At 57.3% G+C, this 20576-nt stretch carries 19 protein-coding genes; 8 read left to right on the forward strand and 11 right to left on the reverse strand.

Annotation, left to right across the window (positions count from 1 at the left end; all coding sequences use genetic code 11):
- Positions 1-124: 124 nt before the first annotated feature.
- From P8Z34_13910 to ahcY, 4 genes are all read left to right on the forward strand, one after another.
- Positions 125-283, forward strand: a complete 159-nt coding sequence (locus P8Z34_13910) for a hypothetical protein (GenBank protein MEJ2551767.1) — start codon at positions 125-127, stop codon at positions 281-283.
- A 43-nt stretch (positions 284-326) separates the two neighbouring features.
- The gene (locus P8Z34_13915) at positions 327-1016 is read left to right on the forward strand and encodes an ABC transporter ATP-binding protein (protein MEJ2551768.1); all 690 of its coding nucleotides are present in this window, start codon (positions 327-329) and stop codon (positions 1014-1016) included.
- A gap of 352 nt (positions 1017-1368) precedes the next feature.
- Entirely contained in the window at positions 1369-2340 is a 972-nt protein-coding gene (locus P8Z34_13920) for an aldo/keto reductase (GenBank protein MEJ2551769.1), read from the forward strand.
- Between the two features lie 65 nt (positions 2341-2405).
- Entirely contained in the window at positions 2406-3668 is a 1263-nt protein-coding gene (gene ahcY, locus P8Z34_13925) for an adenosylhomocysteinase (GenBank protein MEJ2551770.1), read from the forward strand.
- A 69-nt stretch (positions 3669-3737) separates the two neighbouring features.
- Here ahcY and P8Z34_13930 read toward each other — a convergent pair whose 3' ends face one another.
- The 8 genes from P8Z34_13930 to P8Z34_13965 form a co-directional block, all read right to left on the reverse strand.
- The gene (locus P8Z34_13930) at positions 3738-4193 is read right to left on the reverse strand and encodes an NBR1-Ig-like domain-containing protein (protein ID MEJ2551771.1); all 456 of its coding nucleotides are present in this window, start codon (positions 4191-4193) and stop codon (positions 3738-3740) included.
- 385 nt (positions 4194-4578) lie between these two features.
- Positions 4579-5112: a cysteine hydrolase family protein gene (locus P8Z34_13935; protein ID MEJ2551772.1), complete on the reverse strand. Its 534-nt coding sequence runs from the start codon at positions 5110-5112 to the stop codon at positions 4579-4581.
- A 69-nt stretch (positions 5113-5181) separates the two neighbouring features.
- Positions 5182-6288, reverse strand: coding sequence for a recombinase RecA (gene recA / locus P8Z34_13940; protein ID MEJ2551773.1), 1107 nt, complete (start codon positions 6286-6288; stop codon positions 5182-5184).
- Between the two features lie 143 nt (positions 6289-6431).
- Positions 6432-7064, reverse strand: coding sequence for an XRE family transcriptional regulator (locus P8Z34_13945; protein ID MEJ2551774.1), 633 nt, complete (start codon positions 7062-7064; stop codon positions 6432-6434).
- 297 nt (positions 7065-7361) lie between these two features.
- Complete coding sequence (gene nrfD / locus P8Z34_13950; protein ID MEJ2551775.1) at positions 7362-8585, reverse strand: polysulfide reductase NrfD; 1224 nt, start codon at positions 8583-8585, stop codon at positions 7362-7364.
- A 1-nt stretch (position 8586) separates the two neighbouring features.
- The gene (locus P8Z34_13955; GenBank protein ID MEJ2551776.1) at positions 8587-9411 is read right to left on the reverse strand and encodes a 4Fe-4S dicluster domain-containing protein; all 825 of its coding nucleotides are present in this window, start codon (positions 9409-9411) and stop codon (positions 8587-8589) included.
- Positions 9398-10417 (reverse strand): multiheme c-type cytochrome, encoded by a 1020-nt coding sequence (locus P8Z34_13960; protein ID MEJ2551777.1) that lies wholly within the window; start codon positions 10415-10417, stop codon positions 9398-9400. The genes P8Z34_13955 and P8Z34_13960 overlap by 14 nt, the downstream gene beginning before the upstream one ends.
- Positions 10414-11388 carry a LysR family transcriptional regulator gene (locus P8Z34_13965; protein MEJ2551778.1) on the reverse strand — a complete coding sequence of 325 codons (975 nt, stop codon included), beginning with the start codon at positions 11386-11388 and terminating at the stop codon, positions 10414-10416. The genes P8Z34_13960 and P8Z34_13965 overlap by 4 nt, the downstream gene beginning before the upstream one ends.
- A gap of 212 nt (positions 11389-11600) precedes the next feature.
- Here P8Z34_13965 and P8Z34_13970 point away from each other — a divergent pair, with 212 nt between their 5' ends.
- From P8Z34_13970 to P8Z34_13985, 4 genes are all read left to right on the forward strand, one after another.
- The gene (locus tag P8Z34_13970) at positions 11601-11945 is read left to right on the forward strand and encodes a hypothetical protein (protein ID MEJ2551779.1); all 345 of its coding nucleotides are present in this window, start codon (positions 11601-11603) and stop codon (positions 11943-11945) included.
- 9 nt (positions 11946-11954) lie between these two features.
- A complete protein-coding gene (locus P8Z34_13975) occupies positions 11955-13106 on the forward strand; it encodes a hypothetical protein (GenBank protein ID MEJ2551780.1) in 1152 nt (383 codons plus the stop codon).
- Positions 13107-13188: 82 nt separating this feature from the next.
- Positions 13189-14931 (forward strand): rhodanese-like domain-containing protein, encoded by a 1743-nt coding sequence (locus P8Z34_13980; protein ID MEJ2551781.1) that lies wholly within the window; start codon positions 13189-13191, stop codon positions 14929-14931.
- A 471-nt stretch (positions 14932-15402) separates the two neighbouring features.
- Entirely contained in the window at positions 15403-15942 is a 540-nt protein-coding gene (locus tag P8Z34_13985) for a transposase (GenBank protein ID MEJ2551782.1), read from the forward strand.
- A 96-nt stretch (positions 15943-16038) separates the two neighbouring features.
- Here the strand turns inward: P8Z34_13985 and P8Z34_13990 are convergent, their stop codons facing one another.
- The 3 genes from P8Z34_13990 to P8Z34_14000 are packed head-to-tail and all read right to left on the reverse strand — an operon-like array spanning position 16039 to position 20573.
- The gene (locus P8Z34_13990; GenBank protein MEJ2551783.1) at positions 16039-17022 is read right to left on the reverse strand and encodes a hypothetical protein; all 984 of its coding nucleotides are present in this window, start codon (positions 17020-17022) and stop codon (positions 16039-16041) included.
- 52 nt (positions 17023-17074) lie between these two features.
- Complete coding sequence (locus P8Z34_13995; protein ID MEJ2551784.1) at positions 17075-17746, reverse strand: hypothetical protein; 672 nt, start codon at positions 17744-17746, stop codon at positions 17075-17077.
- A gap of 25 nt (positions 17747-17771) precedes the next feature.
- A complete protein-coding gene (locus tag P8Z34_14000; GenBank protein ID MEJ2551785.1) occupies positions 17772-20573 on the reverse strand; it encodes a bifunctional transaldolase/phosoglucose isomerase in 2802 nt (933 codons plus the stop codon).
- Positions 20574-20576 lie beyond the last annotated feature (3 nt).

The raw sequence follows: 20576 nt of genomic DNA on the forward strand, positions 1-20576 counted from the left end.
CTCGCTTCTTGATAAAGCTTACATCAATGTTTATGTGAACGAAACTCGGATCGGTGAGATTAACCTGAATGACAGTGCATATCTAGTGATCGATACCTATCCCGACAAAAATTTCAAGGGCTAGGTGGAATTCATCTCTCCCCAGGCGGAATTTACCCCTAAAAATATCCAGACCAAGGAAGAACGGGTCAAGCTCGTCTTTGAAGTACGCATTCGTCTTGAGAATTCAGAACATATGTTGAAGCCGGGATTGCCGGCTGATGTAACCATCTTCACAAAATGATTTATCTGGCGCGATCAAGCCTGTCCACAAATAAGGTACTGTCATGACAGACCTGAATTCGATAACAATAGAAAATCTTCATAAAAAATTCGAGGATATAAAGGCCCTTGACGGTCTTTCATTCAAGGTCAATGCAGGTGAGATGTTTATTATTGTCGGCCCGGATGGCGCCGGAAAATCAACCCTGCTTCGGATACTGGCAGGCATCCTGCCCTTCGAAGAAGGTCATGTCCAGGCCTTTGACCGCACACTTCCCGGCGACGAAGAGAAAATCAAGCTCAAGCTGGGATATATGCCCCAGCGTTTCGGCCTTTACGAGGATCTCACGGTTCATGAAAATCTAAAATTTTTTTACAGCCTTTACAATCTTCCCCGCAGGAACAGAGATGAGGTTTTCCGCAGGATGTTTGAATTTTCGGGGCTGGAGAGGTTCAAGAAAAGGCTGGCGGGCGACCTTTCCGGGGGAATGAAGCAAAAACTGGGATTGTCCTGTGCACTCCTGCATAAGCCCTCTCTTCTGGGCAGCTGCTGCAGCATCCCTTTTTTGGGATCCGGGAAGGGAATGAACTGGTATCCGTCGCAGGAATTCACATTCTCTCCGAGTGGGCCGGCGTTGCGGCCATCGGAAATATCTTCACCCGACCCGACCGGCGGGGAAGAGGCCTGGGCACACGTGCAACGAGCGCCCTGGTTCAAGATTTGCTGGATGCGGGATTCAAAACCATCGTGCTAAACGTTTCGACTAAAAATGAAGCAGCCATCCACTGCTACCGAAAGATTGGTTTCGTACCCTACTGCCGGTATCATGAAGGGGTGAGTGTTGTTGGTCCCTATCCCGCTTAAATCGTTCTGAACATCCTTCGACCACGGATCTCGCCTTTATTAAACTCAGACTTGATCCTCTGCTCAGGATGATGATATAGATTGAGCGGAGGATTGCGTGAGTGTCCACAAATTCAACCCCTTTATTTCATCATCCTGAGCGGCGTGAGCTTCGAAGAAGCGAATTACGTCGAAGGACCTGCCACATTCAGGTACAATGAATTTACAGTGTGAAAGATCGAACAACAGAGGAGGGAAAAAACATGGAATTTACACATCTTGGACGGACAGGCCTCACGGTCAGCCGTTTGTGCCTGGGCACGATGAATTTTGGTCCCGAAACAGACGAAGCGCCCAGTTTCAGGATCATGGATGAAGCACTGGATGCGGGTATCAATTTCTTCGACACGGCCAACGTTTACGGTTGGAAAACCGGCGAAGGAATCACCGAACAGATTATCGGACGCTGGCTGTCTCAGGGCGGCGGCCGGCGGGACAAGATCGTGCTGGCCACGAAGGTCTACGGCAAGATGGGCGACTGGCCCAACGAAGGGCGCCTGTCTGCCTATCACATCCGCCGAGCGTGCGAAGAAAGCCTGCGGCGCCTGCAGACCGACCACATCGATCTGTATCAGATGCATCACATCGACCGCGAAGCTCCCTGGGAGGAAATCTGGCAAGCGATGAAGCAGCTGGTACGCGAAGGCAAGGTAATTTACGTCGGTAGCAGCAATTTCGCCGGCTGGCACATCGCTCAGGCGCAGTGCGCAGCTCGAGCCCGTCATTTTATGGGACTGGTTTCGGAACAAAGCCTGTATAACCTGAACGATCGCATGATCGAACTCGAAGTGATTCCGGCTTGCCGAGACTACGGTCTGGGACTCATTCCCTGGAGTCCACTCGCCGGGGGCATGCTCGGTGGCGCTTTGAAGAAAGCCAAAGAAGGGCGCCGAGCCGACGAACACGTGCAGAAGTCGATCGAAGAAAATCGAGAGACGCTGGAGAAATACGAAGCGCTGTGCAAAGACCTGGGCGAAGCGCCCGCCGACGTGGCGCTGGCCTGGCTGCTGCACAATCCTGTCGTGACGGCGCCGATCATCGGTCCCCGCACTTCGGACCAGCTTAAAGGGAACATCCATTCGCTTTCGATCGAGCTGGACTCCGATACGCTCCAAAAGCTGGACGAAATTTGGCCCGGTCCAGGTGGTGCGGCTCCCGAAGCATATGCGTGGTAAGATAACCGGGCGTCGCGAGCCAAAACCTGCGCGCCGCGATGTAATCTCATAATACGGAGAATAGCATGAGTTCGGAGTTCGATATCAAAGACATCAGTCTGGCTGAAGGCGGCCGTCGCCGGATCAACTGGGCCGCGCAAGAAATGCCCGTTCTGCGCCAGGTGCGTGATCGCTTCGCAAAAGAGCAGCCGTTGAAAGGGATGCGCGTCGCTGGATGCCTGCACGTGACCACGGAAACGGCAAACCTGATGCGTACCCTGCAAAATGGCGGCGCGGAGGTCGTGCTTTGCGCATCCAATCCACTTTCCACGCAGGACGATGTCGCCGCATCCCTGGTCAGCCACGATGAAATCCCGGTCTACGCAATCAAGGGCGAGGACAACGACACCTACTACGAACACATCCACGCCGCACTGGACGTCAAACCCAACATGACCATGGACGACGGCGCCGATCTGCTCAGCACCTTGCACAAGGATCGCCAAGAATTGCTTGCACAGGTGAGAGGCGGAACGGAGGAAACCACCACGGGAGTCATCCGGCTGCGCGCCATGGCCAACGAAGGTGCATTGAAGTATCCGGTCATCGCCGTTAACGACGCCATGACCAAACATTTCTTCGACAACCGCTACGGAACGGGTCAATCCACGATCGACGGCATCGTACGCGCCACCAACATCCTTCTGGCCGGCAAGACCTTCGTGGTCGCCGGCTACGGCTGGTGCGGAAGAGGGCTGGCCATGCGGGCACGGGGCATGGGTGCGAACGTAATCGTCACCGAAGTCAAACCGCTTGCAGCGCTCGAAGCAGTGATGGACGGGTTCCGCGTCATGCCCATGATCGAGGCGGCGCCCATCGGAGACATTTTCTGCACGCTCACCGGCGACATCAACGTTATCGACAAGCATCATTTCGACGTGATGAAAAACGGCGCCATCGTGGCCAACTCGGGCCATTTCAACGTGGAAATCAACATCCCCGCCCTAGAGAAGATGTCCACTGAAGTGCGCAAGCCGCGGGAATTCATCGACCAATACGTGCTCAAAGACGGCCGCGCCATCAACCTGCTCGGTGAAGGGCGTTTGATCAACCTGGCAGCAGCGGAAGGTCATCCCGCCAGCGTGATGGACCTTTCCTTCGCCAATCAGGCGCTCTCGTTGGAATACATCGTTCAACACGGCGAGGAACTCGAAAACCGCGTGTACACAATTCCGGAGGACATCGACCGGGAAATCGCCCGCATGAAGCTGGAGTCGATGAACGTCAAGATCGATAAGTTGTCCGCCGAGCAAGAGAAATACCTTGCTTCCTGGGAAGAGGGGACATAGGAATTACGCTGTAACTTACGGGATGAATAAAGCCGGCTTTCATCTTTGAAAATGGAAGCCGGTTTCGCGTTAAGGTGTGGGTGTGGGAGAAATGAGCGGCGTTGCTGTGGGCGTGGGTGTGGGCTTCTTCACGGAGATTAGAATGTAGACCACGTCGCCAAACATCGTGCCATCCGGCGCCTGTGCCTGCCATTGGCTTACATACTGACCAACCTCCCCCGGTGCTTGGAGTTCTACCTGCCATATCGCATTCGTTCCCCCACGGGCAGGATAAAGCGCCACGGCCTCCGGCGCCCCGAATTCATCTTCGCCAAGGTGAAGTAGGCGGTAATCCGCTCCCCAATCGCAACTGCCGTTGTTTTGAACCGACCAGCGTTTATCGAGCGTCTGGCCCGGCACCACAACCTCGCCGTCGGGGAAAGTGAGATCTTCGAGAAAACGCGCATCGTTCTCACAATCGGACCTGGATGGTTCAACCCCTGAAGATGATTCAGAGGATGTGACGAAGGTAGGATTCGGAGTCATCGTAGGTATTGGCTGCCGAAGCTCTACGGATGGCATACTCGTCTCTGGTCCCGAAGCACATGATGGAAGCCAAAGAGTCAGGAAAACCGTGCACAGAGCCAACGTTCGCATAGCGGGTCTTTTCTTCATTAAATCGATTATAGTCAAAGAGCGGTTTTCACCCAAGCCCGATCTTATCTTCCGCCGCATTCAAACAACCGGTTCCTCACGATGCGCCCTTTGGCAAGCGTCGTCGAGGTATAGAAGTGGTCGTCCGATCCTTTTTGGGCTCATGTGCACGCGTACGGCTTCGAACTACTCCGTTGCATCCAGGGTCAGAGGACGCTGCCCTGGCGTTCTTTCCGAGAACGGTCCACTTTCATGCACACTCTTTTGCCTGACATTCTCACGCAGCAAAATAGACGTCGGTGGAATTTTTCAGCGTTACAAACCAAGAGCCCAATACTTGATTGTGATGACGAATGATTTGCTCCGCACTGAGATTTTCGCCGTCATAGGTGCTGTGCCCGTCTTCGATCAAGATAACCTCGTATCCCAGACTGTATGCCCTTCTACACGTCGTATCGATGCAGTACTCGGTTTGCAGCCCGGTGACAGTCAGCTTTTCGATGTCTCGCGAACTCAATTCCTCCCCTAACATCGTATCCTGAAACGAATCGGGATGGCTCTTCCGAACATAGATATCTTCCGCTTTTTTGCTTAATTCGGGATGGATCTGCCATCCTTTTGAATCAGGATGGAGTGGACTACCTTCTTCCGCTTCACAATGCTGAATCCAAAAAATCGGAACGTCGGATCGTCTCGCTTTTTCGATCAATTCATTGATCGTCCCGATTAGATCCTTCTCTCCATAAATGGCATCCATTCCTCCGAATAAACCGGACTGAACGTCAATAACAAGAAGCGCCGTCTTTTTCACTTTTCTATGTTCCTCCGAGCTAACTTCCGCCTCTCCCCAAGTGCTGCAGAAGAGCGCTTTCGGGATCGTTCAGGCATTGACTTCCTCGAGCGTCAGTACTTCTTCAGCGGCTAAATCCTCAACCGGAATCGGTTCGTCGGACATCGTGGCTTCGAGCCCGGCGGCCTTGCGAATCTCGAATTCAAGCTCTTGGGCCATATCGGGATTCTCCCGCAGATAACTCTTGGCGTTCTCCCGGCCCTGGCCCAAACGCGTTTCCCCGTAGGAATAGTACGATCCACGCTTGTCGATCAGCTCCAGTTCCACGCCCAGATCCAGGACGCCGCCCACCTTGGAAATGCCCTCATCGTACATGATATCGAATTCCGCCACCTTGAACGGCGGCGCTACTTTGTTCTTCACTACCCGAATGCGCGCCCGGTTTCCCACGATGTCCTGGCCGACCTTGATGCTTTCGGCGCGGCGAATGTCCAGGCGCACGGAGGCGTAGAATTTAAGCGCCCTGCCGCCCGTCGTGGTTTCGGGATTTCCGAACATCACGCCGATTTTCTGCCGCAGTTGGTTGGTGAAGATCACGGCCGTGTTGGTCTGTTTGATGGCGCCACTCAGTTTACGCAGCGCCTGGCTCATCAAGCGAGCCTGCATGCCCATGTGAGCGTCGCCCATGTCCCCCTCTATCTCCGCACGAGGCACGAGTGCAGCGACGCTGTCGATCACGACGAGATCCACCGCGCCGCTGCGCACCAACGTCTCGGTAATCTCCAGCGCCTGCTCGCCCATGTCGGGTTGCGAGATATACAAGTTATCCACGTCCACGCCGCAGCGGGCGGCGTACTGGGGATCCAAGGCGTGCTCCATGTCGATGTACGCACAAACCCCACCCTGGCGTTGGGCTTCCGCAACGATGTGTTGGCAGAGCGTCGTCTTCCCCGATGACTCGGGGCCGTAAATTTCCGTCACCCGGCCGCGGGGGATTCCACCCACACCGAGCGCCAAATCCAAAGCCAACGATCCGGTGGGGATCGTGTCTACGACCAAATGCTTCGATTCACCCAATCGCATGACGGCTCCATCTCCATATCGCTTCGTGATCTCTTGAATTGCCCGCGAGAGAACTTCCAATCGCTGATCCTGCTGATCGTCCGATCCATTGCTTCGACCGTTTACGTTTGCCATGGGACTAGCCTCCCTCTCGGAATAAAGAACATACGTTCGAACTGAGTATAGCACAATTGTTCGAATCGTCAAGTACCTTCGAACGTTTGTTCCTTTCTGATTTATAAAATTGAAACGATGGTGCCCCGGAGGAATACGTCTTCCTAGCCCGAATCCTGGCTTTTCAGACCGGCTTGAAGGCGGTGGTGTTCTCCCGGCCGCTCCCCTTCTTCGAATCCGGAGAGTACGAAGACGGCGTTCGTCACCGTCGGGCCCGGATTACGCCAGCGATGTCTCAACTGCGAACAGAAAAGCAGGCTGTCTCCCGGCTCCAGTAGATAGAGCTCGTTTTCGACACGATATTCCAACTGTCCGCGGATGCAAATCACGAATTCATGTCCATTGTGGATCAAGGGATGCGGCCCGCTGTTGGCGCCGCTTTCCAACGTCAGCGCAAAAGGTTCTACCCTGCCGGCGAACAACTCACCGCCAAGGCCTTCCCACACACCACGCGTGAACGGCACGCGTGTGCGGCTGGATGCTTTACAAAACACGATTTCTTTCCGATCGGATTGACTGCGGAACAGATCGGTGATTGGGACTCCCAATGCGGAAGCAACTTTGTACAAGGTACTCACGGAAGGTGAACTGAGCCCACGTTCGATCATACTCAATGCGTTGGCTGATATGCCACTTTCACTGGCAAGTGCACGGATGGAAAGGCCCCGCACTTCCCGCATCTCACGCAGCTTGTTGCCCACGTCGACCGAAATCGCGTCTATATCCTTGTTGGTCATTCGCCGTCTCTTCCTGTCAGTATAAAATCCTGACGTTCATCCGCAGACAAGGATACCGCAATTCCCGCACATGCACGATCCGGCCTGCCGCACGGAGAGGATCTCATCCGGACGACCGCCTCCGGCGGGGCGACGTCGATACGGCCGTGGATGCTCCAGCGAGCAACCTTCGCAGAGCCGACCGTTTGCTCTCTAAAAGCAAACAACACAGGAAGTGCCTGGCCCTATCATCCAATGACCCAGACTGAGTTTTGGTGCACGTTCGCACTAAATATTCGGATGGAACCGGACCGCAGTCTATTCGTGCTCCGATACCTCCCGGAAGACGGGCAGGTACTTGACGCCCAACGTGAACGTGCCCAATGCGTAGGCGAGAATCCCCAATCCGACCGCGATCTCCGTGATCGACGGCAGGTATGAAGCGACGGCGCCCGTTCCGAGCACGCCAGGGGACCAATCCGGCGGGGCGACCAGCCCCGACAAAGTCGTGTTCCAGCGGTTGACGATCACGCCCACGACGACGAACGCACAGGCGGCGACCACCCAGCGATCGTCGCGGCGCAAGCGCGGCACGAGCATCACGATCAGCGGTAAGAGCGCACCGAGTGCGATTTCCAACAGCCAGAAGGTCGGCGTGTAGGGCGTGGTGGCATTCAAGCGCGCCAGGGATTCCGCCGTTCCCGGCGCATGGCTGTAATACGACGTCGCCGCCCAATCCCAGATTTTGAGGTAGAGATAGGCCAGCAGGGCGTAGCCGAGGAAACGCGAGATTTCGCGCTGCAGGTCGAGACGCAGGAAACGAGTGTGCTGGAATTTCCCGACCAGAATCGTCACGAGCAGAGTCAGAGCGATGCCGCTGGCCACCGCCGATAAGATGAAGAGAATCGGCAGGGAAGGTTTGAACCAGATCGCCCTTCCCGAGAGCACTCCGTAGGTCGCTCCCAGGGAGGACTGGTGCAGTAAAGAAAGCGCCATGCCCAATACCGCCACGACCGGCGTCGCCTTGTGCAGCTTGTGACCCCAATCTCGCAGCCAGGACCAGCGATCGAAAAGTTTGCTCTCGAATAAGACCGGAAGAAATTCGACCACAAGCACCGTCGAATAGAGCACCACACACCAGGTGATCTCCCAAAGGACGGAATGCACGTTCCAGAAGACCAGCGGGTGCCAGAAGCGATCCGGCCGGCCGATGTCCAAGGCCAGTGCGAGCATGGCCGAAGAGTATCCCAGAAATCCCACGAATACCGCCGGGCGAGCGATCGGCTCGAAACGTTTGATGCGAAAGACGTACACCACCGCCGAAAAGGTGAAGGCGCCCGCTCCGAGCGCGATCGAGGAGAGATCGATCGTGATCCACAGACCCCAGGGCACCTGGTCTGAGAGCCCGGTCACTTGAAGTCCTTTGGCGAGTACGCGCACGGCGCCGACGGCCCCCACGAGCAGGAGCAGACCCAGGCCGGCCAGCCACATCGTCAGCGGTTTGATCGCCGGACGTTTGAAAGAGAGCTGTCGCAAAGCCATATCAAACCTCCCGCTCGGGTCGTACGTAATGGACTTTGGGCTCGGTGCCGAAATCCTCACGCAGGCGGAAGGTCTCGTTCTGCGCCAGGTATTTGGAAACCGGGCTTTCGGGATCGAGGACGTCGCCGAAGACACGCGCGTTGACCGGGCAGACCTCGACGCAGGCGGGAGAGGCGTGCAAATCGACGCCCGGCGTCATGCCGTATTCCAATGCGCGGTCGATGCGATGCACGCAGAAAGTGCATTTTTCGACCACGCCGCGCGGGCGCGGTTCGACTTCGGCTTCTCCCCAGGCTGGCTGGTAGCGGTTTTCCGTGACGGCGTCCCCCCAATTGAAGCGGCGCACGTCGTACGGACAGGCCACCTCGCAGTAACGGCATCCGATGCAGCGCTCGTAGTCCATCGCCACGATGCCGTCCTCGCGCACCCAGGTCGCACCCACCGGGCACACCTTGACGCACGGCGCTTCCTGGCAGTGTAAACAGGGACGCGTCATGTAAAAATTCGTCCCGCCTTCGGTCTGTTCCGAAAATCCGACGTTCCAGCGCATGCGGTCGTCGGACACGTTGTTTACCGCCTGGCAGGCCCAAATGCAGTACTGGCAGCCGATGCAGGTACCCAGGTCGATCACCATGTGCCATTCGTGTTCCCGATCGGCCGCCGCACCCTGCTCATGGGTGGAACGGCCGATGCCTTCCACGGCCTCCGGAGAGAGCGGCCCCGAGGTGATGATCTGCGTGATCGCGAAGGTGGCACCGGTGGCGCCGATGATCTTGGCCGCATCGCGCCGGGTGAGCAGCGCCGGGTCCTTCTTACGTTTCGTCATCGTCCCGCTCCTTGCGCTCGCGGCGGACGTTGTTGGCGACGATCCAGGCCGTGGTTCCGCCGAGCGCGAGCCCTACGACGCCGCCCTGAAACCAGAAGGTCATGCTGCGGCTGGCCAGCGCGGCGCGCGTCGTCTCGAGTTCGCGCGCGAGCCGCTCCGCAAGCACACCCGGCGCGACTTCCGTCTCTTCTTGCTCGGGCGATTCGGATGTTCCTTCACCGCCTTCGACGGGCGCCCCACTGCCTCCGGCACCGTTTTCGTATCCCGGCAGAGAAAATCCCGCATGCAGCGCATCCGTGTGGCAGGCGACGCAAGTAGCCGGTGTGATCGTGAAACTATGGCCGGTGGGCACGATTCCGTCCTCGGGAACTTCCTCCGGCGGGATCACCAGGGCGTGGCAATCCACACAACCGATGTCTTTCTGGATGTGCAGATCTTCCAGGTACGGACCCATATCCTCCTCGTGACAATTGATGCACAGGTCATCGCTGACCTCAAACAAGGGCTTCTGGCTGTGCGGATCGTGACAATCCATACACCCTACAACCGCATCCGCATGACCGGTCAGACGCCACTCCCCGAGCGTGGTGGTGTGGCAAACACCGCAGTATTCCGTGTCTGCCAGTATGGGAACGGGTTCTGGGGGATGATTCTCCGGTGTACCGGCGTGGCAGGCTTCGCAAGCAACGCCCTCGGCCGTGTAATCGCCGGTGGTCTGTTGGTAATTCGTGGTGTGGCAGACCAGGCACTCACCCGGTTCACCCATCCCCGCCCAGCGCTCCTGGAAGACGTCGTCGTCGAAAGCGTGTGCATGGGAGCTGTGCGACCAGTGATCGGCGATATCGAGGTGGCATTCCTCACAATCGTTCGCAGTCTGGAAATTCGCATTCTCCGCGCCCTGCTGCGTCGTGCGATGCATGACGAAACCCATCAAGGGAAGCGCCAGCAGCAGACCAAGCGGGATGAACCAGATCCATCTCGGCAATCCGATCGGTTTTTTCTTCATTCTTCCTCCGCGTCATCGGCAACCACACATAGTGTCTGTCCCACCTCACCACCTCTGCGCAGGTTGATCAATAATTCGTTCTCCGGATCGTTGACAAATTCCCAAAATGCATTTTGCGCCCGCGTGGCGGGATGATGGACGTTGCGACCGACCCAAACGTCTTGAGAGATTTCCATTCCATTCACCTGAACCTGAACGATGTCGCCGCGCCGGACGGCATCGTCGGCCGCCATGCGGGTGAGGAAAGCCACGCCGATCCCCTCCTGCACCGCGATCGATATTGCCTGAGAAGTCCCCAGGGTCATGATCACATTCAAGTCGTCCGGATTCATGCCGACATTGGTGAAGGCCTGGGCGACGGCGCGGCGCGTGCCGGAGGTCTCCTCACGAACGATGAAATCCGCCTGCGGCAGATCCTGCGGCTCGATCGAGGCGCGCTCTGCCCACGAATGCGCCGGGGGAACGACGAGGATCACCGGATCGGTGATGAACTTGCGGAATTCCATGTCCTTGGAATATGCCCGCTCACTTACGACGGTCAGCTGCAGTTTTCCTTCGTTCTGCATCTCCAGGGCCGTATGCTGGTCGGTGACGTAGCAGGTGACCTGAACGCCGGGGTGGATTTCACGGAAACGGGCCAATAATTTCGGCAGCAGGTAGCGGCCGGCCGTCGTGCAGCAGCCAATGGTGAGGTGCCCGGCGATCTCCCCGTGGAGCGACTCGATCGACTCCTCGATCTGGATGGATAAATTGACCAGCTGCCGCGCCAGAGGCAAGAGCGTCTGGCCCGCTTCGGTCAGGGCGAGATGCCGCCCGCGCCGTTCGAACAACTGCATACCGAAATGATGTTCCAATGCCTGAATGTGTTGGCTTACACTGGGCTGCGACATATGCAAGCGCCGGGCTGCCTCCGAGAAATTCATCTGCTGCGCCGCGATCAAGAAGACATTGATCTGATGAACGTCCAGCATCGAGCGTTCTCCTTTGTGAATATTTTAACAAACTGCATTAGTTTCTCAACCCCCTGGCGCTATATCTTCATAGGATTTGCTTATTTAGCATCCAAAGCCAATCCTATAAGTATTTCTTGGTTTTGGTGTTGATTTTACCCCGCGTTTCATTATACTGCTATTGACGGTGGTTCGTGAAAAAAATCGCAAACAACGTCGGGAGAGGATTCTTCGTGAACGAAACACGATCATTTTTCAATGACGGTCATCCGCCTCGCGTGCGATCCTTCCCACCCTGCCTCTGCCGCCTGATGGGGATCGCGATCTTCGCCGTCCTCACAGGATGCCGGGCCAAAGCGCCGAGCGAAATTGCGACACCGACGCCGGAACCGGAAACCCCATCCGGCGAAATTCATACCAACGCCGCCCTGGCATTGCTGGAAGATGCCGCTGCCGAACCACCCGATGAAGAACCTGTCGACGACCAATGCATTGCCTGTCACGAAGACAAACAACGCTTGATCGACACGGCGGAGCCAGAAGAGGACGTCGAAGTCGAATCATCGGGGGAAGGTTGAGGCGGAGAGGTGCCTCCGTTGGAGGCCTGGGAAAAAGTACTGCTGGATGTGGATGCCTACACCGATACGGTTCACGGAAAGGTCGCCTGCACGACCTGCCACGCCGGCGTCAATGACCCCGACAAGGTAACCGCGCACACCGATTTGATCTCGGATCCGAGCGAAAACCCACAGGACTCCTGCGGGACGTGCCATCCCAATCTGATCGAATCACAGATAAACAGCCTGCACTACACCCTGCAGGGCTACGAAACTGTACTTGCGACGAGGTCGGACAGCGAAGATCCCGAAACGCAGGCGCACATTCAGGAGATGATGGACAACCACTGCGCCAGCTGCCACACGACCTGTGGGCAGTGCCACGTCAGCCAACCGGCGAGCGTCGGCGGCGGTTTCCTGGACGGTCACGTGTTCGTCGAACGCGCATCGATGTCCAGAACCTGCACGGCATGCCACGGCAGCCGCGTCGGAAACGAATACCTGGGGAAGAATGAGGGCTACCAGGGCGACGTACATTTCCGCCAGGGACGCATGGTGTGTGCGGATTGCCACACGGCGGCCGAAGTCCACGGCGAACCGCCAAGCTGTGAGAGCTGCCATCCCAGCTCGACACCCGACGAACCCATGCCGGGTCCGACCCATCGTTACGACGGCGTCCAAACACCACGCTGCGAAAGCTGCCACATCTCCGCGGCCACCGGCGCGGACGGAATCGAACAGCATCAGGTACACGGCGGCCAGCTTTCTTGCCAGGTATGCCATTCCGTCGCCTATAAGAGCTGCGATTCCTGCCACACGCTGCAGACGGATGGCGGCGTGCCCTACTACGAGACCGACGCGAGTTACATGACCTTCCTGATCGGGTTGAATCCGATCAAGAGTTACGAACGCCCATACGATTACGTACCGCTGCGACACGTGCCGATTGCGCGCGACGTCTTCGACTTCTACGGTGATGATCTGCTGGCGAACTTCGACGAATTGCCGACCTGGCGCTACGCCACGCCACACAACATCCAGCTGCAAACGCCGCAGAACGCGTCCTGCAACGCCTGCCACGGCAACGCCGCCCTGTTCCTGACGGTCGATAAAGTAAGCAGCGGAGAAGTCAACGCCAATCGGCCCGTAATCGTCGAGCGGGTTCCCCCACCCATCCCTTGAGGAGGTGAAGAATCTAACAGCGTGCGCAAGTAGATGTATACGAAACATACTGGTTGAACAACTCTGTAAATAGGAGGTTTTCATGAAATCGCGAATATTTTGGATCATGACCGCCATATTTCTCTTCGGCCTCATGGCATCCGCCTGTGCAAAGGAAGCCCCCCCGACGGAAGCCATACAACAACCGGCCGAAGCGGTCGAGCCGACCGAGGCCGAAGAGATGATGGCCGAAGAGCCGGCCGAGCTATCCGAGACCGACCTCGACGCGGCGTTCAACGCCTTCCTTTCCAACATGGTCGGCTACAATACGGTCAGCCTCGAGGCGCTGAACGAGATGCTCGCCGAAGAGCCGCCGCCCTTCCTGCTGGACGTACGCAGCACAGAAGAGGTAGAGGCGAACGGCCGCATCGAAGGCTCCGTCGTCATCCCCCTGCGCGAGGTCGGCAAGCACACCGATCAATTGCCCTCGTTCGACACCACCATCGTCTCCTACTGCGGATCGGGTTGGCGCTGCACCATCGCCATGACCGAACTGGGAGCGCTGGGTTGGCAGGACGTCCTGTCGCTTAAAGGCAACAGCTTCGGCGGATGGGTGGAAGCCGGTTATCCGGTGGTCGAAGGCGTGCCTGATCCTGTGGTGCTCAACGCCGCCGATCCCAACGCAGCGTTGCTGGCACGCGTCGATGAAACGCTGTCCAACGTTCCCGATGGTTACGGCGTGATTACTGCCGAGGCGCTCAACACCGAGATCGCCGAGAATCCGGACCTCATTCTCATCGACGTTCGTCGAGCGGACGAAGTCCAGGCAAAGGGCGCCATCGCCGGCGCGATCCACATCCCGCTGGAAAGCTTCATCGACGGTAAAGCGGATTGGCCGTCTAACAAGGACGCCGCGATCGCGGTGTACTGTGGGTCGGGCCACCGCTCCACCATCGCCATGACCATCCTGTGGACCTACGGCTACAGCGACGTGCGCAGCCTGAAAGGCGGGTTCTCCGCCTGGGCCGATGCGGGGTATGCCATTTCAGGCGGCGAAGCTGCACTGGACGCAGCTTTCAACGCTTTTCTGGGAAGCATGACCGGCTACAACACCTACAGCATCGACGCATTGAACACCGCGATCGCCGAGGGCAACGCGCCCTTCCTGCTGGACGTCCGCACCGTGGATGAAGTCGAGGAAAACGGCTACATCGAAGGGGCCATCGTGGTTCCCTTGCGCGAGGTGGGCAAGAACACCGATCTGCTGCCCGGCTTCGATACGACCATCGTCTCCTACTGCGGCTCCGGTTGGCGCTGCACGATCGCCATGACCGGGCTGGATGCGCTGGGCTACGACGTGCTGTCGCTGAAGGGCAACAGCTTCGGCGGTTGGGTGGAAGCCGGATACCCGGTTGCCGAAGGCGTTCCACAGGCCGAGGTGCTCAACGGCGCCACGCCCGATCCGGGCTTGCTGGCCTCGATCGACGACATGCTCTCGAACGTTCCCGAGGGGTATGGCGTGATCACCGCCGAGGCGCTCAACTCCGAGATCGTCGAGAACCCGGATGTCATTTTAATCGACGTCCGCCGCCAGGATGAAGTGGAGGCGAACGGACTGATCGAGGGTGCCATTCACATCCCCCTGGAGAGTTTCATCGACGGCAAGGCGGATTGGCCGGCCGACAAGAGTGCCACGATCGTTGTGTACTGCGGCTCGGGGCACCGCTCCACCATCGCCATGACCATGCTGTGGACATACGGCTACAGCGACGTACGCAGCCTGAAGGGTGGATTCGGCGGATGGGTGGACGCCGGCTATCCCGTCGTGGAATACGCGATGCAGTAGTCTGCCCGATTGGAATTCCGGAAAATTACGGGCCATCCATGCAAATGGGTGGCCTGTTTTCATTTCCGTCCTGCGGCTGGCGCCGGATATGTATCCGGTGCCGTCATACACAATCGCTGGCGACGGATATGCATCCGGTGCCGACTTACACAATCGCTGGCGCCGGATATGTATCCGGTGCCGGCTTACACATTCGCTGGCGCCGGATATGTATCCGGTGCCGTTATTTAGCGGATTTTAATCCGCTGCATTCCGATACAGTTTTTAGGGGATCACCGGCAGATACACATCTGCCCACTACAGGTTGCGGATGGATATCCGCAACCAGCGTAAAACCGCGCTGGCGCCGGATGTGTGTTCGGTGCCGGCTATCCCAAACGAAAAACACTAGCCAACCAAAAATCTACATAAATTAATCTGCCATCATTCTTTCGGCAAGTAATTCATTTTCAATTAAAAATAGGCTGAGCCATGTCATCAAAATACAAAATTACGCCAAACACAAACATATACTTCATAACCACCAGTACTCACCTTTGGATACCCATTCTAACCAACGAACCGCTCTGTAAAATCATTCTGGATAGCCTTAAATACTGTCAGACCAACAAGGGGTTGAGAATACACGGTTACGTGATCATGCCCAGCCACATCCATGCATTGATCAGTCATGAGATCTCCTCGCAAATACCCAATGTCATCCGCGATTTCAAGCGTCATACCAGCAGACAGATCAAGGATTTCTTGTACAAGCATGGAAAGTTCAGCCGGCTCTTTTGGGTAAAGGTATTTCACAACGATAAAGACAGCCGGACGCACGTCTGGCAGAGAGGCTATCACCCGAAAGCGGTTTTTAGTGCCCATTTCTTCAAACAAAAGTTGACCTATATTCATGCCAATCCGGTTCGCAAAGGTTACATTGAAAAGCCTGAGTATTGGAAATATTCCAGCGCGCGGAATTACCTGCTTGGTGATAACAGCTTGATCGTGATTGATGAGATTTCCTGGTGAGAGAATTACAGATACATATCTGCCCACTACCGGTTGCGGATGGATATCCGCAACCAGCGGAAAGCCGCGCTGGCGCCGGATATGTATCCGGTGCCTTTATTTAGCGGATTTTAATCCGCTGCATTCCGATACAGTTTTTAGGGGATCACCGGCAGATACACATCTGCCCACTACCGGTTGCGGATGGATATCCGCAACCAGCGGAAAGCCGCGCTGGCGACGGATGTGTGTTCGGTGCCGATATGCAGCGGATTTTAATCCGCTGCAGTCCAACACGAATTTATTGGGATCACATGCAGATACATATCTGCCCATTACCTGTTGCGGATGAATATCCGCAACCGACATTTCTACTTCCTGCCCATCCGCCCCACGTCCTCCCAGGCAACCACTCGCATTCGGCGCCAGAGGGCATCGTCCCGGACCCGTTCGGTAAAATCCAACCAGGTTTTTTCCAGTGAGCGCCAATGCTTTCGAGGAATCATCATCCATATTGACAGCTCCCTGTCCAACCGGCGGCTGAGTTCTCGGCCGACCAGGAGCGTGCGACAATTGATAATGCCGCTCACAGGGCGGCGCATCCTGCCCGGACTGTGGGCGCTCACCGAGATCGAGCTCTGCAGAAAAAGATGCCTGCGGCAATTCCCAGTAGCGGCAGGCCGTTTCAGACGTACTCAGATCCGAATGGATTTCCGGGCAGCGTCCGGCTGCGTAACGCGAACAGCGGCCAGGGGCACTCAAATGTTTTGCCTCGACGGCGATCAGCTTCGTCTGTCCCAACAAGAACAGATCCACCTCCGTTCGCAGACCTTCGCCGTCGATCCTTTCCAGGACACCATCCAATCCGGGCAAACGCTTGCCGCGCACGTCGAAACCCCAGAAGTAGGGCCGCAGCGCGTCATCAGCGTCGGATTGTCCGACTGCTCCCCACAACGGGCGGATTTGAGTCAACTGCTTGAAGGAGAGTGCGGGCTGTGCCAGGGGGTAAATCAGGTTCCAGACCAGGGCATTTTCGGACCGTGGAGTGTGGAAATTCGCCAGAACAGTCTCCGGCAGCACATCGAATATCGGCTCGTCCAATCCGTGCAGGATCCGGTCGGGCAGCGGCCGTTTTCTGCGATGTGAAACGGGGCTAATCCGCCACCTCCGCCAGTAAGTGCAGCGCCTCCTGCAGCGCAGGAAGAAGCTGTTCGGCCTCCGCTTCCAGACGTCCGGCGAAGGCCATGGGAATCTGTCCGGCAATCTGTCCTGCTATGCGTTGATTCAGCTGCTCGAGCACGACGATGGCGTCGAGATAGCCGATAACGGCGATCGCTTTCACCGCGGCTACACGAATGGCGATGTCTGCACGGCCATCTTTCACGATTGCCAGCATCGTCTCCCCAGAAAAGGAACAGGCTTGCAGCAATGAACAGACTTGTTCCGTTTGATCCGCATCGTAGGCGATCACTTGCAGGAGAGAATAGATTTCACGCGTGCGCATCCCGGTGAGTACGCGTCGAACCCAACTCCTGACTTCAACGGGCGGCCTTTCTGTATCCGACGCGGACACACAAACCTCAGCCAGTGCGGCGGCGATCCTGGTTCGCAAATCGATATCGGGCTCTCGGATTTGACCGGCAATTACCGCCGCAGCCAAGGGCGATCGCCGGTGGGCGTCCATCTCGACGAGGGTTTTCAAGCCTTTACGCCGCAGTTCCAGATCCGGCGATAGTAAATCTTCGAGCCCCAGCGTCAGGTCCGCAGTGGAACCGTCGGCCAGCACCTCGAGGACGGCGGGTTCGAAAAACGTATCTTGCTGCACCGGAGCAAAATCCTTTTGTTTTAGATCAGAGATCTTCGACGATGTTGAGAACAACGTTCATCAAGTCCTTGAAGCACCGCGGCGAATCGAGATGCAAGCCGTACGCTCGCCGGTTGAGTGAGAGCAGCGCCTGGAAATCTCCGATCGCCTGGGCGCGTTCGAGTATGGCAAAGCTTTTCGCTTCGCTCTCTACTGTTACGTCCTTGACCGGGTCAGACGCCACCAACAGGAAGAAACCCGTATTCGGGCCACCTTTGTGATACTGGCCGGTCGAATGCAGGTAGCGTGGTCCGAAACCCACGGTCGAGGCGATGCCGAGTTGTTTCAAGATCGCTCTGCGTACTCGCTCCAGGATTTTCATCGAAACGCTGCCCTGATGGAGGTAGAGCAGGAAGGCGAGGTAGGACAAACCCTCGCGGTCGACGAAAATCGATCGCAGCAGCGTCTCCAGCGAGTCTGCCTCGGCATCGAATGGGTCGTCTCCCGATCCCCAGAGTGATATTCCATCTCCACGCCAGAGAATCCTGGGCTGCGGCAGAGTGCCCTTTCGTTTGAAGGTTTTCAACAAGTCCATCGTGCTGTCTTTGGCGCGCTGCACGTTGGGCTGGTCGAAAGCGTTCACTCCGATCAGATGACAGGATACGGACGTGGCGACTTCCCATTGGAAGAAAGCGCCTCCCAGACTACGCGCATCGTTCCCGAGTTCGAGTACGACGACGGGCAACTTGCCCCGGACCCAACCGCGTAGACGGCGATCGTACTTACCTTCCGAGCGTAGATATACCAGCAGGCGGTCATCCGTATAGGCGCCTGCCGATTCGGGCGGCTCGCCGACGACCGGCAAGATGCCCTTGCTGTCTTTGCCGCTGCTTTCGGCAACCAACTGCTCGACCCAGTCGCAGAATGCCTCCCAACCCGGATCGGCGATCAGCGTGAGCTTGTCGCGCCCGCTGCGCGCCGCCGCACCCATGACCGCACCCAGGAACAACCCGGGGTTGTGCACCGCCGAACTACCCGGCTGACAGGCCGCGCTCATCTCCAGCGCGCCTTGATGCAGCGCCTCGAGATCCATCCCAATGAGCGACGCCGGCAGCAGCCCGAAAATCGACATCGCCGAGAAACGTCCGCCGACGTCGCTTGGGGCGGCGAAAACCTGCCGGAAAGCTCTCTTCCGAGCCATCGATTCCAACCCCGTCCCTGGATCGGTCACGGCCACGAAATGATCCCCCGGTGTATCACTGATTTGGGCGACCTCGTCCCAGAAATACGCCAACAGCGTCAGCGGTTCGATCGTTCCACCGGATTTACTGGAAACGATGAACAGGGTTTCCTTCAAATCTATCTTCCGCCCAACAGCGCGTACGCTGTCCGGATCGGTGGAATCGAGTACGTGGAAATCGAATCCCGTCTGTGGGTTGAAACCCCGCCGCATGACGTCCGCCGCCAGGGAGGAACCCCCCATTCCCAGCAGCACGGCCGTCTTGAAACCGTCCTTCTTAGCGGCCTGTGAAAATGCGGCCAACTTCTCTTGCAGGTTTGGGATTTCCTGCGGCAGTCTAAGCCAACCGAATCGCCGGGAAGCTTCCTTGGCGGCACCCGCCTGCCGAGTCCAGAGCGAAGTGTCGCCTTCCCACAGCCGCTTCGCCACCGTTGTCTGTTCCAATTCCTGCAAGGCAGCTTGTACATCGTCGCCAAGCGGACCCAATTCTTTCTTGAGTGGTTTGGCGCGCTTGCGGATCGTTTTCAGCGCCGCTTCGTACGCTTTGCTGAACTTGTCTACCCCTTCCCGTTCCAATCGATCCGTCACCTCCGCCATGGAAATCCCCAGCGTGTCCAGGGCTTCCAACTGCGCTCGCGAAGCAGCGATATCCTCTTCCAACGTTGGGGAGGATGTGCCGTGCTCGCGAAAAGCTTCCAGGGTTTGCGCCGGTACGGTGTTGACCGTGTTGGGACCGATGAGGTTATCCACGTAATAGGTGTCTGGATAATTTGGGTTTTTGGTGCTGGTCGAAGCCCAGAGCGGACGCTGCAGGCGTGCACCGTTCGCATGCAAACGTTCGAAACGCGGATCGCCGAAGGTTACCTCGAATTGCGCATACGCCAGTTTCGCACTTGCGATGGCCGCCTTTCCCAACAAGGCCTTCGCCCGTTCTGCGCTGCCGCCGTCCTGAGCGATGATATCTTCCAACAATCTGTCCACCGCGGAATCGATCCGGGAGACGAAGAACGACGCCACGGAGGCGACGTGGTCCAACGAATCCCCAGCCGCGAGCCGCGCCTCCATGCCCGCCATGTAGGCGTCCATCACCTCGATGTAGCGCTCGATGGAAAAGATCAGCGTTATGTTGACGTTGATTCCAGCGCGGATACTCTCGCGGATGGCCGGTATCCCCGCTTGCGTGGCGGGTATCTTGATCATCACGTTGGGGCGATTGACGACCTCCCAGAGGCGGCGCGCTTCCTGGATCGTGGCCTGCGTTTGGTAGGCCAGCTTCGGGTTCACTTCGATGGACACGTAGCCATCGCCCCCGTTGGTTTCCTCGTATAAGGGAAGCAAAACGCCGGCGGCTGCGCGCACGTCATCGATCGTCAGGGCATCGAAAATGCGCGCCTCTTCCCAGCCCGCCTGGGTCATGCGGCGTAAATCTGCGGTGTACAGGTCACTGCCTTCGATCGCTGCAGCGAAAATACTGGGATTGGTCGTCACGCCACGGATTTGGCCTTCAGTGACCAGCCGGGCAAGCCCCCCCGATTGGAGCAGGTCGCGTTGGATCGTGTCCAGCCACAATGATTGTCCGAGTTCATGCAGTTTACGAATCGAGTTCATGCT

Source organism: Anaerolineales bacterium (assembly GCA_037382465.1).
Classification (GTDB): Bacteria; Chloroflexota; Anaerolineae; order Anaerolineales; family E44-bin32; genus WVZH01.

What these genes read in the sequence shown, in the direction of transcription:
- P8Z34_13915 (MEJ2551768.1), top strand. Translation starts at nt 327, where the DNA reads ATGACAGACCTGAATTCGATAACAATAGAAAATCTTCATAAAAAATTC.
- P8Z34_13920 (MEJ2551769.1), top strand. Translation starts at nt 1,369, where the DNA reads ATGGAATTTACACATCTTGGACGGACAGGCCTCACGGTCAGCCGTTTG.
- ahcY (MEJ2551770.1), top strand. Translation starts at nt 2,406, where the DNA reads ATGAGTTCGGAGTTCGATATCAAAGACATCAGTCTGGCTGAAGGCGGC.
- P8Z34_13930 (MEJ2551771.1), bottom strand. Translation starts at nt 4,193, where the DNA reads ATGACTCCGAATCCTACCTTCGTCACATCCTCTGAATCATCTTCAGGG.
- recA (MEJ2551773.1), bottom strand. Translation starts at nt 6,288, where the DNA reads ATGGCAAACGTAAACGGTCGAAGCAATGGATCGGACGATCAGCAGGAT.
- P8Z34_13945 (MEJ2551774.1), bottom strand. Translation starts at nt 7,064, where the DNA reads ATGACCAACAAGGATATAGACGCGATTTCGGTCGACGTGGGCAACAAG.
- nrfD (MEJ2551775.1), bottom strand. Translation starts at nt 8,585, where the DNA reads ATGGCTTTGCGACAGCTCTCTTTCAAACGTCCGGCGATCAAACCGCTG.
- P8Z34_13955 (MEJ2551776.1), bottom strand. Translation starts at nt 9,411, where the DNA reads ATGACGAAACGTAAGAAGGACCCGGCGCTGCTCACCCGGCGCGATGCG.
- P8Z34_13960 (MEJ2551777.1), bottom strand. Translation starts at nt 10,417, where the DNA reads ATGAAGAAAAAACCGATCGGATTGCCGAGATGGATCTGGTTCATCCCG.
- P8Z34_13965 (MEJ2551778.1), bottom strand. Translation starts at nt 11,388, where the DNA reads ATGCTGGACGTTCATCAGATCAATGTCTTCTTGATCGCGGCGCAGCAG.
- P8Z34_13980 (MEJ2551781.1), top strand. Translation starts at nt 13,189, where the DNA reads ATGAAATCGCGAATATTTTGGATCATGACCGCCATATTTCTCTTCGGC.
- P8Z34_13985 (MEJ2551782.1), top strand. Translation starts at nt 15,403, where the DNA reads ATGTCATCAAAATACAAAATTACGCCAAACACAAACATATACTTCATA.
- P8Z34_14000 (MEJ2551785.1), bottom strand. Translation starts at nt 20,573, where the DNA reads ATGAACTCGATTCGTAAACTGCATGAACTCGGACAATCATTGTGGCTG.